At 33.9% G+C, this 13850-nt stretch carries 23 protein-coding genes; all 23 read left to right on the forward strand.

The features are described 5' to 3' along the window. Nucleotides 1-8 precede the first annotated feature (8 nt). Nucleotides 9-266: a 30S ribosomal protein S17 gene (gene rpsQ, locus Q1A01_RS04990; RefSeq protein WP_089373243.1), complete on the forward strand. Its 258-nt coding sequence runs from the start codon at nt 9-11 to the stop codon at nt 264-266. Beyond that, nucleotides 266-634, forward strand: coding sequence for a 50S ribosomal protein L14 (gene rplN, locus Q1A01_RS04995; RefSeq protein ID WP_089373242.1), 369 nt, complete (start codon nt 266-268; stop codon nt 632-634). The genes rpsQ and rplN overlap by 1 nt, the downstream gene beginning before the upstream one ends. Before the next feature lie 11 nt (nt 635-645). Continuing rightward, on the forward strand, nt 646-957 hold the full coding sequence (gene rplX / locus Q1A01_RS05000) for a 50S ribosomal protein L24 (RefSeq protein WP_299676919.1): 312 nt from the start codon (nt 646-648) through the stop codon (nt 955-957). 2 nt (nt 958-959) lie between these two features. Then, entirely contained in the window at nt 960-1511 is a 552-nt protein-coding gene (gene rplE, locus Q1A01_RS05005; protein WP_299676922.1) for a 50S ribosomal protein L5, read from the forward strand. 2 nt (nt 1512-1513) lie between these two features. Further along, nucleotides 1514-1783 (forward strand): 30S ribosomal protein S14, encoded by a 270-nt coding sequence (rpsN, locus tag Q1A01_RS05010; RefSeq protein ID WP_089373239.1) that lies wholly within the window; start codon nt 1514-1516, stop codon nt 1781-1783. A gap of 77 nt (nt 1784-1860) precedes the next feature. Further along, on the forward strand, nt 1861-2259 hold the full coding sequence (gene rpsH / locus Q1A01_RS05015; RefSeq protein WP_299676930.1) for a 30S ribosomal protein S8: 399 nt from the start codon (nt 1861-1863) through the stop codon (nt 2257-2259). A 21-nt stretch (nt 2260-2280) separates the two neighbouring features. Beyond that, entirely contained in the window at nt 2281-2823 is a 543-nt protein-coding gene (gene rplF, locus Q1A01_RS05020; RefSeq protein ID WP_299676933.1) for a 50S ribosomal protein L6, read from the forward strand. 10 nt (nt 2824-2833) lie between these two features. Beyond that, complete coding sequence (rplR, locus tag Q1A01_RS05025; RefSeq protein WP_299676936.1) at nt 2834-3187, forward strand: 50S ribosomal protein L18; 354 nt, start codon at nt 2834-2836, stop codon at nt 3185-3187. Between the two features lie 7 nt (nt 3188-3194). Beyond that, nucleotides 3195-3719 carry a 30S ribosomal protein S5 gene (gene rpsE / locus Q1A01_RS05030; protein ID WP_089373235.1) on the forward strand — a complete coding sequence of 175 codons (525 nt, stop codon included), beginning with the start codon at nt 3195-3197 and terminating at the stop codon, nt 3717-3719. A gap of 11 nt (nt 3720-3730) precedes the next feature. Then, nucleotides 3731-3910, forward strand: coding sequence for a 50S ribosomal protein L30 (gene rpmD, locus Q1A01_RS05035; protein WP_089373234.1), 180 nt, complete (start codon nt 3731-3733; stop codon nt 3908-3910). A 12-nt stretch (nt 3911-3922) separates the two neighbouring features. Beyond that, a complete protein-coding gene (gene rplO / locus Q1A01_RS05040) occupies nt 3923-4375 on the forward strand; it encodes a 50S ribosomal protein L15 (protein WP_299676940.1) in 453 nt (150 codons plus the stop codon). A 13-nt stretch (nt 4376-4388) separates the two neighbouring features. Continuing rightward, entirely contained in the window at nt 4389-5753 is a 1365-nt protein-coding gene (gene secY / locus Q1A01_RS05045) for a preprotein translocase subunit SecY (RefSeq protein WP_299676943.1), read from the forward strand. Then, entirely contained in the window at nt 5753-5968 is a 216-nt protein-coding gene (infA, locus tag Q1A01_RS05050) for a translation initiation factor IF-1 (protein WP_013751343.1), read from the forward strand. Before secY ends, infA begins: the two co-directional genes overlap by 1 nt. An 18-nt stretch (nt 5969-5986) precedes the next feature. After that, complete coding sequence (gene ykgO / locus Q1A01_RS05055) at nt 5987-6103, forward strand: type B 50S ribosomal protein L36 (protein WP_010519235.1); 117 nt, start codon at nt 5987-5989, stop codon at nt 6101-6103. Nucleotides 6104-6108: 5 nt separating this feature from the next. Then, nucleotides 6109-6483 carry a 30S ribosomal protein S13 gene (rpsM, locus tag Q1A01_RS05060; RefSeq protein ID WP_299676948.1) on the forward strand — a complete coding sequence of 125 codons (375 nt, stop codon included), beginning with the start codon at nt 6109-6111 and terminating at the stop codon, nt 6481-6483. Nucleotides 6484-6495: 12 nt separating this feature from the next. Then, nucleotides 6496-6879 carry a 30S ribosomal protein S11 gene (gene rpsK / locus Q1A01_RS05065; RefSeq protein WP_089373230.1) on the forward strand — a complete coding sequence of 128 codons (384 nt, stop codon included), beginning with the start codon at nt 6496-6498 and terminating at the stop codon, nt 6877-6879. Nucleotides 6880-6959: 80 nt separating this feature from the next. Then, nucleotides 6960-7565: a 30S ribosomal protein S4 gene (rpsD, locus tag Q1A01_RS05070; protein WP_299676961.1), complete on the forward strand. Its 606-nt coding sequence runs from the start codon at nt 6960-6962 to the stop codon at nt 7563-7565. Between the two features lie 27 nt (nt 7566-7592). Next, entirely contained in the window at nt 7593-8585 is a 993-nt protein-coding gene (locus Q1A01_RS05075; protein ID WP_089373228.1) for a DNA-directed RNA polymerase subunit alpha, read from the forward strand. 45 nt (nt 8586-8630) lie between these two features. Beyond that, the gene (gene rplQ / locus Q1A01_RS05080) at nt 8631-9098 is read left to right on the forward strand and encodes a 50S ribosomal protein L17 (RefSeq protein ID WP_299676966.1); all 468 of its coding nucleotides are present in this window, start codon (nt 8631-8633) and stop codon (nt 9096-9098) included. A 140-nt stretch (nt 9099-9238) separates the two neighbouring features. After that, nucleotides 9239-9943, forward strand: coding sequence for a hypothetical protein (locus Q1A01_RS05085; protein WP_299676969.1), 705 nt, complete (start codon nt 9239-9241; stop codon nt 9941-9943). Between the two features lie 28 nt (nt 9944-9971). Further along, complete coding sequence (locus tag Q1A01_RS05090) at nt 9972-10673, forward strand: hypothetical protein (protein ID WP_299676972.1); 702 nt, start codon at nt 9972-9974, stop codon at nt 10671-10673. Between the two features lie 98 nt (nt 10674-10771). Continuing rightward, nucleotides 10772-11884 (forward strand): glutamine-hydrolyzing carbamoyl-phosphate synthase small subunit, encoded by a 1113-nt coding sequence (gene carA, locus Q1A01_RS05095; protein ID WP_299676976.1) that lies wholly within the window; start codon nt 10772-10774, stop codon nt 11882-11884. Nucleotides 11885-12016: 132 nt separating this feature from the next. After that, a complete protein-coding gene (gene eno / locus Q1A01_RS05100) occupies nt 12017-13306 on the forward strand; it encodes a phosphopyruvate hydratase (RefSeq protein ID WP_299676979.1) in 1290 nt (429 codons plus the stop codon). Nucleotides 13307-13850: the final 544 nt, after the last annotated feature.

A 13850-nucleotide genomic window follows, 5' to 3' on the forward strand; every position in this document is an offset into this window, starting at 1 on the left:
TGCTTAAGATGGAAAAAAGAAATTTAAGAAAAGAGCGTATTGGTGTTGTAACCAGTAATAAGATGCAAAAATCAATTGTTGTATCTGAGGTTAAGAAAGTAAAACACCCTATGTATGGAAAATTCGTTTTGAAAACGAAAAAATACGTAGCACACGACGAAACAAATGACTGCAACGAAGGAGATACCGTTAGGATTATGGAAACACGTCCTATGAGTAAATCAAAGTGTTGGAGATTAGTAGAAATCATTGAAAGAGCTAAGTAATGTTACAGCAAGAATCAAGATTAAAAGTAGCAGATAACACAGGAGCAAAAGAAGTTTTGACTATCCGTGTGTTGGGAGGTACTAAGAGAAGATATGCTTCTGTAGGGGATAAAATTGTTGTATCTGTAAAGGATGCAACTCCTAACGGTCAAGTAAAAAAAGGAGCCGTTTCTACAGCAGTAGTTGTGCGTACTAAGAAAGAAGTGCGTCGTCCAGATGGATCATATATTCGTTTTGACGATAATGCTTGTGTTCTTTTAAACGCTCAAGGTGAAATGCGAGGGACTCGTGTTTTTGGACCAGTAGCGAGAGAACTTCGTGATAAACAATTCATGAAGATTGTGTCATTAGCACCTGAGGTGCTTTAATACATAAGAAGATGGCAAAACTTAAAATAAAATCAGGAGATACTGTTCGTGTTACTGCTGGAGCCCAAAAAGGGAAAGAAGGTAAGGTAATGAAAGTATTTGTAGATAGTAATAAAGTTATCGTTGAGGGAGTGAACATGGTGAAAAAACATGAGAAGCCTAGTGCTGCAAATCCTCAAGGTGGTATTAAAGAGAAAGAAGCACCTCTTCAAATTTCAAATGTGTCTTTAATAGACAGTAATGGTAAAGCAACTCGTGTGGGTTACCGTATGGAAGGAGATAAGAAGGTTCGTTTCGCAAAAACAACAAACGAAATCATATAGTCATGGGATACGTACCAAGATTAAAACAAGAGTTTAAAGACCGTGTGACGGCTTCTCTTACAGAAGAATTTGGCTATAAGAATGTAATGCAAGTTCCTAAACTTAATAAGATCGTTGTGTCTAGGGGTATAGGGGCTGCTGTTGCAGATAAGAAATTGGTTGAGAATACAGTAGAAGAGCTAACGCTAATTACTGGGCAAAGAGCAATTCCTACAATTTCTAAGAAAGATGTCGCTTCATTTAAGTTGCGTAAAGGAATGCCAATTGGAGCAAAAGTTACTTTACGTGGTGAGCGTATGTATGAATTTCTTGATAGATTGATTACATCTGCATTACCTCGTGTAAGGGATTTTGGTGGAATTAACGCTACTGGATTTGATGGTAGAGGTAATTACAGTATGGGAATTACTGAGCAAATTATCTTTCCAGAAATTAATATCGATAGAATAAAGAAGATTGAAGGTATGAATATTACTTTTGAGACTTCGGCTACTACCGATAAAGAAGCGAAATCATTGTTAACAGAACTAGGTTTACCTTTCAAAAAGAATTAATTATGGCTAAAGAATCAATGAAAGCCCGTGAGGTGAAAAGAGCAAAAACAGTTGCTAAATATGCAGAAAAGCGTAAAGCTTTGAAAGAAGCTGGAGATTATGAAGCGCTACAAAAGCTTCCTAAGAATGCATCTCCTGTACGTATGCATAACCGTTGTAAGTTAACAGGTCGTCCAAAAGGATATATGAGGCAATTTGGTATTTCTCGTGTTACATTCAGAGAAATGGCAAACCAAGGTCTGATCCCAGGAGTTAAGAAGGCTAGTTGGTAAATAAAGTATAAACTGGTGGAAGGTTTTGCTTTCGCGAAAGCGTATAAAGTAAAAAACCCCCTCCGAAACATAAATAAATGAACACAGATCCAATTGCAGATTTTCTAACTAGAGTTAGAAATGCTGCTGCAGCAAATCACAGAGTCGTTGAGATTCCAGCATCTAACCTGAAAAAGGAGATGACAAAAATCTTATTCGATCAAGGTTACATATTAAGTTACAAATTTGAAAAAGGTAAATCTCAAGATATTATCAAAATTGCTTTGAAATATGATGGTTTTACAAAAGAATCTGTAATTAAAGATATACAAAGAATAAGTAAACCTGGTTTACGTAAATACGCTTCATCTTCAGATATACCTCGTATACTGAACGGCTTGGGTATTGCTATTGTTTCAACTTCCAAGGGAGTTATGACAGGAAAGCAAGCTCAACAAGCTAATGTAGGTGGCGAAGTACTTTGTTACGTTTACTAACCCAGTTAAAAAGACAACGAAATGTCAAGAATAGGTAAAAGTCCAATTACAATTCCAGATGGTGTTACTGTTAATGTAGCTGATGGTGTTGTAACCGTAAAAGGAAAATTAGGTGAACTTACACAAGAGTTTTCAGATATTACTATTAAAGTAGAAGATGGAACAATAACTCTTGAAAGACCTTCTGATAAAAAAGATGTTAGAGCTAAACACGGTTTATACCGTTCTCTTATATTTAATATGATTGAAGGAGTGTCAAAAGGATGGACCAAAGAGTTAGAGCTTATAGGAGTAGGATATCGTGCAAGTAATCAAGGGCAAAAATTAGATTTAGCTGTTGGTTTTTCTCACAATATAGTTTTAGAAATTGCTCCAGAGGTAAAAGTGGAAACTGTATCTGAAAAAGGTAAAAATCCAATTGTAAAATTAACTTCTCACGATAAACAACTTGTAGGTCAGGTAGCGGCAAAAATACGCGCTTTCCGTAAGCCAGAGCCATATAAAGGGAAAGGTATCAAGTTTGTTGGTGAGATCATTAGAAGAAAAGCAGGTAAATCTGCATAATACATAGATTATGGCATTATCAAAAAGTGAAAAAAGAAATAGAATCCACTTAAGGATTCGTAAGACTATTTCTGGAACTGCAGAGCGCCCTAGACTCTGTGTATTTAGAAGTAATAAAGAAATTTATGCTCAGATAATTGATGATTTATCAGGCAAGACTTTAGGTGCTGCTTCTTCTAGAGATAAAGGAATTGTTGCAGGATCTAATAAGTCTGAGACAGCAAAACTTGTAGGAAAAGCAATTGCTGAAAAAGCTGTAAAATCGGGTGTTGAGTCTGTTGTTTTTGACAGAGGAGGTTACCTGTATCATGGAAGAGTAAAACAACTAGCAGAAGGCGCTCGTGAAGGCGGACTTAAATTCTAAATAAATTATGTACCAGAATTATAAAAACGTAGAGTTAGTTAAACCTAGTGGTTTAGAACTTAAAGATCGCTTAGTAGGAGTACAACGTGTTACTAAAGTAACAAAAGGGGGTAGAGCCTTTGGTTTTTCTGCTATTGTTGTTGTTGGTGATGAAAACGGTGTCGTTGGTCAGGGATTAGGTAAATCTAAAGAAGTAGCTTCAGCTATTGCAAAAGCAGTAGAAGATGCAAAGAAAAATTTAGTTCGTATTCCTTTGAATAAAAAAACAATACCTCACGAACAAAAAGGTAAGTACGGAGGAGCAAGAGTGTTATTAATGCCAGCTGCTGCGGGTACGGGAGTTATTGCAGGAGGTGCTATTAGAGCTGTATTGGAGTCTGTAGGAATACATGATGTATTATCTAAGAACCAAGGATCATCAAATCCTCATAATGTTGTTAAAGCTACATTTGATGCATTACTTCAATTAAGAAGTGCAGAAACTGTTGCAAAACAAAGAGGAATTTCGTTAGACAAAGTTTTTAAAGGATAAACCAAGTAGTTATGGCAAAGATTAAAGTAACAAAGATTCGTAGTGCGATAAATCGCCCTGTTGATCAGAAAAGAACCCTTGAGGCTCTTGGATTAAGAAAGATGGGCCAAGTAAAGGAGCATGAGAATACTCCAAATATCCTTGGTATGATAAATAAAGTAAGTCATTTGGTTTCTGTAGAAGAAGCATAAATATTAGTATAGATGAATTTAAGTAACTTACAACCTGCAAAAGGTTCAGTTAAGAAAAACGATAGCCGTAAAGGACGTGGTCAGGCAACTGGTAACGGAGGTACAGCTGGTCGTGGTCATAAAGGAGCGAAATCTCGTTCTGGTTATTCTAAGAAACTTGGTTTTGAAGGAGGTCAGATGCCATTACAGAGACGTGTTCCTAAGTTCGGTTTTAAAAATGTAAATCGTAAAGAGTATGCTGGTGTTAATATAGATACGCTTCAAGAATATGTTGATGCAGGTCGTATTAAAGATGAAGTAACTCTAGATGTACTAGTTGAAAATCGTCTTGTTGGAAAAAATGACTTAGTAAAAATATTAGGTAGAGGAGAGCTTAAGGCAAAGCTTAAAGTAACTGCTCACAAATTTACGGCATCAGCAAAACAAGCTGTTGAAGCTGCTGGAGGTGAAGCTGTAACTTTATAATCGATATAAGAGGATGAAATTTATAGATACAATAAAAAATATTTGGAAGATTGACGAGCTGAAAAATCGCATTTTGCTTACGTTAACCTTACTCCTCGTTTATCGTTTTGGAGCTCAAGTAGTATTACCAGGAATTAACGCTTCTGAGTTAGCTGGTTTAAGAGGTACTGTTGAAGACAACAACCTTTTAACCCTTTTCAGTGCCTTTACTGGAGGAGCATTTTCAAATGCTTCTGTATTTGCACTTGGTATTATGCCTTATATCTCTGCATCTATTGTAGTACAGTTAATGGGAATTGCAATTCCTTATTTACAAAAACTACAAAAAGAGGGGGAGAGTGGAAGACGTAAAATCAATCAGATAACAAGATGGTTAACTATTGCTATTTGTTTATTGCAGGCGCCAGGTTATATTGCGGCACTACCTTCGCTTTCAGGAGTAACAGGTATAAGTCAGCTTTTAGCTGCAGGGTTTGATCCAACTACTTTTTATGTGTCTTCAGTAATGATACTTGTGACTGGTTGTATTTTTGCAATGTGGTTAGGAGAAAAAATTACTGATAAAGGTATAGGTAATGGTATCTCACTATTAATTATGGTAGGTATAATTGCTAGTTTACCTGTTTCATTTGCTCAAAACCTTACTTCAAGACTTGAAGCCGGAGGAGGAGGTCCAATATTAATACTTATTGAAGTTGCACTTTGGTTTGTTATTATTTTGTTGTCTGTTCTTTTAGTAATGGCTGTTCGTCAAATTCCAGTGTCGTATGCAAGACGTACTGCTAGTGGAGCATATGAGAAAAATGTTTTCGGAAGTAGACAATATATACCTCTTAAGTTAAATGCTTCTGGGGTAATGCCTATAATCTTTGCGCAGGCTATTATGTTTGTACCAGGTTTAATAGGAGGTAATCTCTTAGGGGATACTAGTACAGGTCAATGGTTACAGCAAGAGTTTGGTGGAAATATATTTGGATTTTGGTATAATCTTGTATTTGGATTATTGATTATCATATTTACATATTTTTATACTGCAATAACTGTTCCTACAAATAAAATGGCTGATGATTTAAAACGTAGTGGAGGATTTATAGCAGGAATTCGTCCAGGAAGTGAAACGGCAGAATATCTTGATAAGATAATGTCACAAATTACTTTACCAGGATCAATATTCTTAGCGCTTATCGCAATTTTCCCTGCTATAGCTCATAAACTTATAGGAATTCAACAAGGTTGGGCTCTCTTTTATGGAGGTACTTCTTTATTGATTATGGTTGGTGTAGCTATAGATACGATGCAACAAGTAAATTCATACCTGCTTAATAGACATTATGATGGTCTTATGAAGTCAGGTAAAAACCGTAAAGCAGTAGCATAATGGCAAAACAAGCAGCTATAGAACAAGACGGGTCAATTATAGAAGCATTGTCTAATGCAATGTTTAGAGTTGAATTAGAAAATGGCCACGTAGTGACTGCGCACATATCAGGTAAGATGCGTATGCACTATATTAAATTATTACCTGGAGATAAAGTAAAATTAGAAATGAGCCCTTATGATTTATCAAAGGCTCGTATAACATACCGTTATTAACGGGAAAACAAGCTTGATATGAAAGTAAGAGCGTCTATTAAAAAAAGAAGTGCCGATTGCAAGATTGTACGTCGCAAAGGCAGATTATACGTAATTAATAAAAAGAACCCTAGGTTTAAACAAAGACAAGGTTAAGAATTATGGCTAGAATTGCAGGGATAGATATCCCAAAACAAAAGAGAGGTGTAATTGCGCTAACATACATCTTTGGAATTGGTAGAAGTAGAGCTCAAGAAATTTTAGCTACTGCTAATGTATCAGAAGATAAAAAAGTATCTGATTGGGACGATGACGAAATAGGTCGTATTCGTGATGCAGTTGGTAACTACACTATCGAAGGTGAATTACGTAGCGAAGTTTCGTTAAACATTAAGCGTTTAATGGATATCGGATGTTACAGAGGTATTCGTCATCGTACAGGACTTCCTTTAAGAGGTCAGCGTACAAAGAATAATTCTCGTACTAGAAAAGGAAAGCGTAAAACTGTTGCAAACAAGAAAAAAGCAACTAAATAATAACTTGTAGTAATGGCAAAGCAAAGTACAAAAAAACGTAAAGTTGTTGTAGAGTCTGTAGGTGAAGCACACATCTCAGCTTCTTTTAATAATTTGATAATTTCATTAACAAATAAAAAAGGAGATGTGATTTCATGGTCATCTGCTGGTAAAATGGGTTTTAGAGGTTCTAAAAAGAATACTCCTTATGCTGCTCAAACTGCTGCAGAAGACTGTGCAAAAGTTGCTCATGAAGCAGGTTTACGTAAAGTAAAAGTATATGTGAAAGGACCAGGTAATGGACGTGAGTCTGCTATCAGATCTATTCACAATAGTGGTATTGAGGTTACAGAAATTATTGATGTAACTCCAGCTCCACATAATGGGTGTCGTCCTCCAAAAAGACGTCGCGTTTAATTTTAATTTAATATCTAGAGGGAATATGGTTTGCGAAGGATTGACCTTAATTCCTAACCCCCTCAAAAAACAATTTTTTAATGGCAAGATATACTGGTCCTAAGACTAAAATTGCACGTAAATTTAGCGAAGCAATTTATGGAGAAGATAAATCTTTTGAAAAAAGAAATTATCCTCCAGGACAGCACGGAAACAACAGAAGAAGAGGTAAAAAATCTGAGTACGCTGTTCAATTACAGGAAAAACAAAAAGCTAAGTATACATATGGTATACTAGAACGTCAATTTAGAAATCTATATGCAAAAGCAAATAGATCTAATGGAATTACAGGTGAAGTATTACTTCAATTGTGTGAGCAACGTCTAGATAATGTTGTTTTTAGAATGGGAGTTTCTCCTTCTAGAAATGGAGCACGTCAGTTAGTTTCTCACCGTCATATTACTGTAAATGGAAGTATTGTAAATATTCCATCTTATCAAGTAAAACCTGGAGATGTAATCGCTGTTCGCGAAAAGTCAAAATCATTAGAAGTTATTACAAACTCATTATCTAACGCAAGTCATGTGTATGAGTGGATATCATGGAATAATGATAAAAAAGAAGGTACTTTTGTTGCTGTACCGCAGCGTCTTCAAATACCTGAAAATATCAATGAACAATTCATCGTCGAATTGTACTCTAAGTAAAAATTAACTAAAGCTAGAAAACACGATATGGCAATATTAAATTTCCAAAAGCCTGATAAAGTCATTATGATTGACTCTACTGATTTTGAAGGTAAATTTGAGTTTAGACCTTTAGAACCTGGATACGGTTTAACAGTAGGAAACGCTTTAAGACGTGTATTACTTTCTTCTTTAGAAGGTTTTGCAATCACTTCTGTACGTATAGAAGGGGTAGATCATGAATTTTCTACAATCGCTGGAGTAGTTGAAGATGTTACTGAAATTATCCTTAACTTAAAGCAAGTACGCTTTAAAAGACAAATAGAAGAAATAGATAATGAAACTGTTACTATATCTCTATCTGGAATAGATCAACTTACTGCTGGAGATTTTCAGAAATTTATTTCTGGTTTCCAAGTTCTTAATCCTGATCTTGTTATTGCAAATATGGATAAGAAAGTTTCTATTAACATGGAAATTACTATAGAAAAAGGTAGAGGTTATGTACCTGCAGAAGAAAATAAAAAATCAAATGCACCTCTAGGTACTATATTTACAGATTCTATTTACACACCTATTAGAAATGTAAAATATAGTATTGAAAATTACCGTGTAGAACAGAAGACGGATTATGAAAAATTAATCTTTGAAATTATTACAGACGGTTCAATTCATCCAAAAGAAGCGCTTACTGAAGCTGCAAAAACACTGATACATCATTTTATGTTATTTTCTGATGAGCGTATCACTCTGGAAGCAGATGAGATTGCTCAAACAGAAACTTATGATGAAGAGTCTCTTCACATGAGACAGTTGTTAAAGACTAAGTTAATAGACATGGACCTCTCAGTACGTGCTCTAAACTGTCTTAAGGCTGCTGAAGTTGATACTTTAGGTGATCTTGTTTCTTTTAATAAAAATGATCTTATGAAGTTTAGAAACTTTGGTAAGAAATCATTAACAGAGCTTGAAGAGCTTGTGAATGTAAAGGGACTTAATTTTGGTATGGATTTATCAAAATATAAATTAGATAAAGATTAATTACGATTTGTACGCTTTCGCGAAAGCGAATAAAGAATAACAACAATGAGACACGGAAAGAAATTTAATCATTTAGGAAGAAAAACAGCACATAGAAAAGCAATGCTTGCAAATATGGCCTGTTCCTTAATTGAACATAAAAGAATAAATACAACAGTTGCTAAAGCTAAAGCGCTTAAGCAATTTGTAGAGCCTTTAGTTACAAAATCTAAAGAAGATACAACTCATAATAGACGTATCGTATTTTCTCGTTTACGTCAAAAAGAGGCTGTAACAGAACTTTTTAGAGAAGTAGCAGTAAAAGTTGGTGATCGCCCAGGAGGATATACTCGTATTATTAAATTAGGTAATCGTCTTGGTGATAACGCTGATATGGCAATGATTGAGCTTGTAGATTATAATGAAATTTATAATGCTGGCAAACCTGCTAAAAAGAAATCAACCCGTCGTGGAAGATCAAAGAAAACTGAGGTAGCACCTGTAGTAGAAACGACTTCTAACGAGGAAGAATAAGTCGGGAAACCTGTTATATAAAGGTTAAATAGTATCGGGATTTACCGCAAGGTGGGTCCCTTTTTTTATTTTTACACCGTTAAGTTAAATTTGGCAAACTATTTGACTGATAAGAAATATAATTTAGAAATACATAAACTATGAAAAAATTAATGATTGTTTTAGTATCCTTTACTCTTTCAATGGGATACGGATACGCACAAGCAGTTGATGCAAACAATAATGCATTGGGAGCGCTCGCTACTTATGGACCTGACGGGGCAAATATTGGAGCCTCTAGTTTTGTACGTAATCCACCTAGACCTATAGATGGAACAGTGTACATATTTGATTCTTGGAATAATAACACACTTATAGTTGCTAGCAACCAAGAAAAAGCTTTTAGACTTAATAGTAATATTAATTTTAATGCAAAACGTAACGTTTTTGAATCAAAAATTGATAGTGAGACTATTTTTACTTTTGACTTTGCAAACATTGAAAAAATAGTTATCAATAATAGAACCTTTAAGAATATTTATTCTCCTGTAGAAGGTAGTTATAGAGTATATGAAGTTATTGCAGAAACAGATGACTTCGAAATTTATAAAGATTATTCTATAGATATTAGAGAAGGTAATCCTAATCCATTACTCGCTCGTGCAAATGATAAATATATTTTAAGAGATAACTACTACGTTAAGAAAGGAAAGTCTTTTAAAAGATTAAAACTTAAAAAATCAGAAATCCTTAAAGCAGCAGGTTCTAAATCTTCAGTTGTAGAACAATATGCAAAAGACAATAATCTGAATTTCAAAAGCGAAAGAGACTTGCAAAAGATTGTTAGTTATTACAGAACATTATAATAATAGCACCACCTAAAAATAAATTGATATGAAAAAGATAATTTTTTTGGTGCTAATTTTAATGAGTTCTGTTTCGTTTTCTCAAGAAGAAGATGCCGGTGGAGATACATTTAGAAATACGCTTAATTTAGGGCAAGTTGCTAATGATCAGCCCGCAACAGCAACATTTGCTATATCTTATATAGCTCCTACAAGTATAGATGGGTCAAAGTACCTATATGATGACTGGAAAAATGTAGGTGTTTTAGAAACAGCAAAAAATAAGAAATATAGAATTAGTAACCTCAATTATGATGTTCAGAAGGATGTGTTTGTTTCTAAAGTGAGTAAAGATTCAGTACACGAGTTTAGCACTGTAAACTTTAAAAAGATTGTTATTAATAATAAAAATTTTAAAGTAGTACATAAAAATGATGAGAATGGAAGCATTTTCATGGAAGTAGTAGGAGAGAGTAAAGATGTTATACTACTGAAAGACTATAAATTGACTATAAGAGGTGGTGTTTTTTCACCTACAACAGGTCAAGGGAATGATGAGTATGTAATATCTTATAAATACTATTTAGAAAAAAATGGTAGGATTACTCCTATGAAATTTAAGAAGTCTGAATTACTTAAGGTTTTTGGTTCAAGAGCTGATGAGATAAAGACGTTTGCAAAAAAGAATAAATTGTCCTTCAAAAAGGATAAAGATGTAAAAAGATTGTTTTTGCATTACAATAATTTATAATAGATATTAACATTTTTAAAAAGAGCTTTGATAAAAAGCTCTTTTTTTTTGCCTTAGTATTTTAAGCTATATAATATATTTGCACAAATTATAATCATATGAAATATCAGTCTCGACGTCCAGCACTTATTTTATTAGCAGATGGAACCATTTTTCACGGAAAATCTGTTGGTGATGTAGAAGGTACGTCTTTTGGGGAAGTATGCTTTAATACTGGAATGACAGGATATCAAGAGATTTTTACAGATCCTTCTTATTTTGGCCAACTTATGGTAACTACAAATGCACACATAGGTAACTATGGAGCTACTAATGAAGAAACAGAATCTCAAGGAGTTAAAATTTCTGGCCTTATTTGTAGAAATTTTAGTTATACCTATTCAAGAAAAGATGCAGAAGAGTCATTAGAAGAGTTTTTGGCTACAAATAACCTTTTTGCAATATCAGATGTAGATACACGAGCATTGGTGGCATATATAAGAGATAATGGAGCTATGAACGCTGTTATCTCTACAGATGTAGATAATATAGAAGCACTAAAAGCAAAATTAGCTGAAGTGCCAAGCATGAATGGTTTAGAGCTTGCTTCACAAGTATCAACAAAAGAACCTTATTACTTTGGAGATGAAAATGCAGAAGTTAAAATAGCTGCTTTAGATATTGGGATTAAGCGTAATATATTGCGTAATCTTTCAAAAAGAGGTGCATATATAAAGGTGTTTCCATATAATACTTCATACAAAGAAATGAAAGAATGGAATGCTGATGGATATTTTTTATCTAATGGCCCAGGAGATCCAGAACCACTAGATAACGCAATTCAAGTAGCTAAAGATATTATAGAAGAAGATCAACCGCTATTTGGAATATGCTTAGGACATCAAGTTATTGCACTTGCCAATGGTATTTCTACTTATAAAATGCATAATGGGCATAGAGGAATTAATCACCCTATAAAAAATCTAATTACTGGAAAAGGTGAAATTACATCTCAAAATCATGGATTTGCTATTAATAGAGAAGAGACTGAAGCAAACCCAAATGTAGAGATTACTCATGTACATCTTAATGATCATACTGTAGCTGGTATTAGAATAAAAGATAAAAACTGTTTTTCAGTACAATATCATCCAGAAGCTAGTCCTGGTCCTAATGATGCAACATATCTTTTTGATCAATTTATAGAGAATATTAAAAAGGTGAATGTCTAGTGTAAGATAATAGTTATCAAAAATAGTTTTTCACTTGTTAATAAGCGAAAACGTTATCGCGACTAATCGCCAATTTTTCAGGTTGTACAAGAGACAAATTGTATCTTTCAGACATATAAATAATATAATACTATGAGCATAATAATAGACATTCACGCAAGACAAATTTTTGATTCTAGAGGAAACCCTACAGTAGAAGTAGATGTTTATACAGAAAATGGAATAATGGGTCGTGCTGCGGTTCCTTCAGGAGCTTCTACAGGAGAACATGAAGCAGTTGAACTAAGAGATGGAGGCGATGCTTATATGGGTAAAGGTGTGACAGAAGCAGTAAGTAATGTGAATACAATTATTGCGGCCGAACTATTAGGAACCTCAGTATTTGAACAAAACTTAATCGATCAAATGATGATCGATCTAGATGGTACCCCAAACAAATCTAAATTAGGGGCAAATGCAATACTAGGAGTTTCTTTAGCTAGTGCAAAAGCAGCAGCAGCAGAATTAAATCTTCCACTGTATAGATATATAGGAGGGGTAAGCGCAAATACGTTGCCAGTTCCTATGATGAATATCATTAATGGAGGTTCTCATAGTGATGCGCCAATCGCTTTTCAAGAGTTTATGGTAATGCCAGTAAAAGCAAAAAGCTTTACAGAAGCTATGAGAATGGGAACTGAAATTTTCCATAACCTTAAAAAGGTATTACATGATCGTAATTTAAGTACTGCTGTAGGTGATGAAGGAGGGTTTGCGCCAGCACTTGATGGTACTGAAGATGCATTAGACTCTATAAAAATTGCTGTAGAAAAAGCAGGATATTCTTGGGGTGATGAAATTATGATTGCATTAGATTGTGCTGCAGCAGAGTTTTATGTAGACGGAAAATATGATTATACAAAATTTGAAGGTGATTCTGGAGTAATCCGTACTAGTGAAGAGCAAGCAGATTATTTAGTTTCATTAGCTGAAAATTATCCAATTATATCTATCGAAGATGGAATGGATGAAAATGATTGGGATGGTTGGAAATATCTTACTGATAAAGCAGGAGGTAAAGTACAATTAGTAGGAGATGACCTTTTTGTAACAAATGTAGATCGTTTGTCTAGGGGAATTGAAAACGGAATCGCAAATTCAATACTTATTAAAGTAAATCAAATAGGTACGTTAACAGAAACTATTGCTGCTGTAAATATGGCTCATAATGCAGGATACACATCAGTAATGTCGCATAGATCTGGAGAAACTGAAGATAATACAATAGCAGATTTGGCAGTGGCACTTAATACAGGACAAATTAAAACAGGATCTGCATCAAGATCTGATAGAATGGCAAAGTATAATCAATTACTTCGTATAGAAGAACAACTTGCTGAAGTAGCTTACTTTCCCGGAGAAAATGCTTTTAAATTAAAGTAATCACTTCTTTTATAGAATTTTAAAGCCTCCTTAATGGAGGCTTTTTTTATGAAAAATTACCGATAAAGTGCAGTTTTTATAGATTAAATACGAATTTTAAATGCACTTATTCTGTGAAAACTTATTTTAATTTAGAGAAATTTAAAATGAATATTAAATTTAAATAATTGATAATTAATATATTATATATGTAATTAACACATGTAAGAATTATCTTTCTTTTTATTTTTGTTACTTATATGCTTTTTGTATACTTTTATCATCCAAATCTATTAGAACTTAAAAGGAAACCTACTTAATTAGATATAACTATCTGTTATTTTAAAGTTATAACAAACACTTAACTTTAGCTTTTAAATTCTTAGCTCAACGATTGTATTGCACGTTAGTGAATAAACAAGCAAAATGATTTTAAGTTGGGTAAAGAGCGGGAGATGAAGCTTTACTGCCGAGTAACTCGCTCTTTTTAAGAATTATTTTTTGGTATTTTAAAACACCAAAATTTAGGTTTGAAGTTGGGTAAAGAGCTTGTGCTATGGTATAA

It is taken from the genome of uncultured Dokdonia sp., from assembly GCF_947492815.1.
In the GTDB taxonomy this organism is placed as follows: Bacteria; Bacteroidota; Bacteroidia; order Flavobacteriales; family Flavobacteriaceae; genus Dokdonia.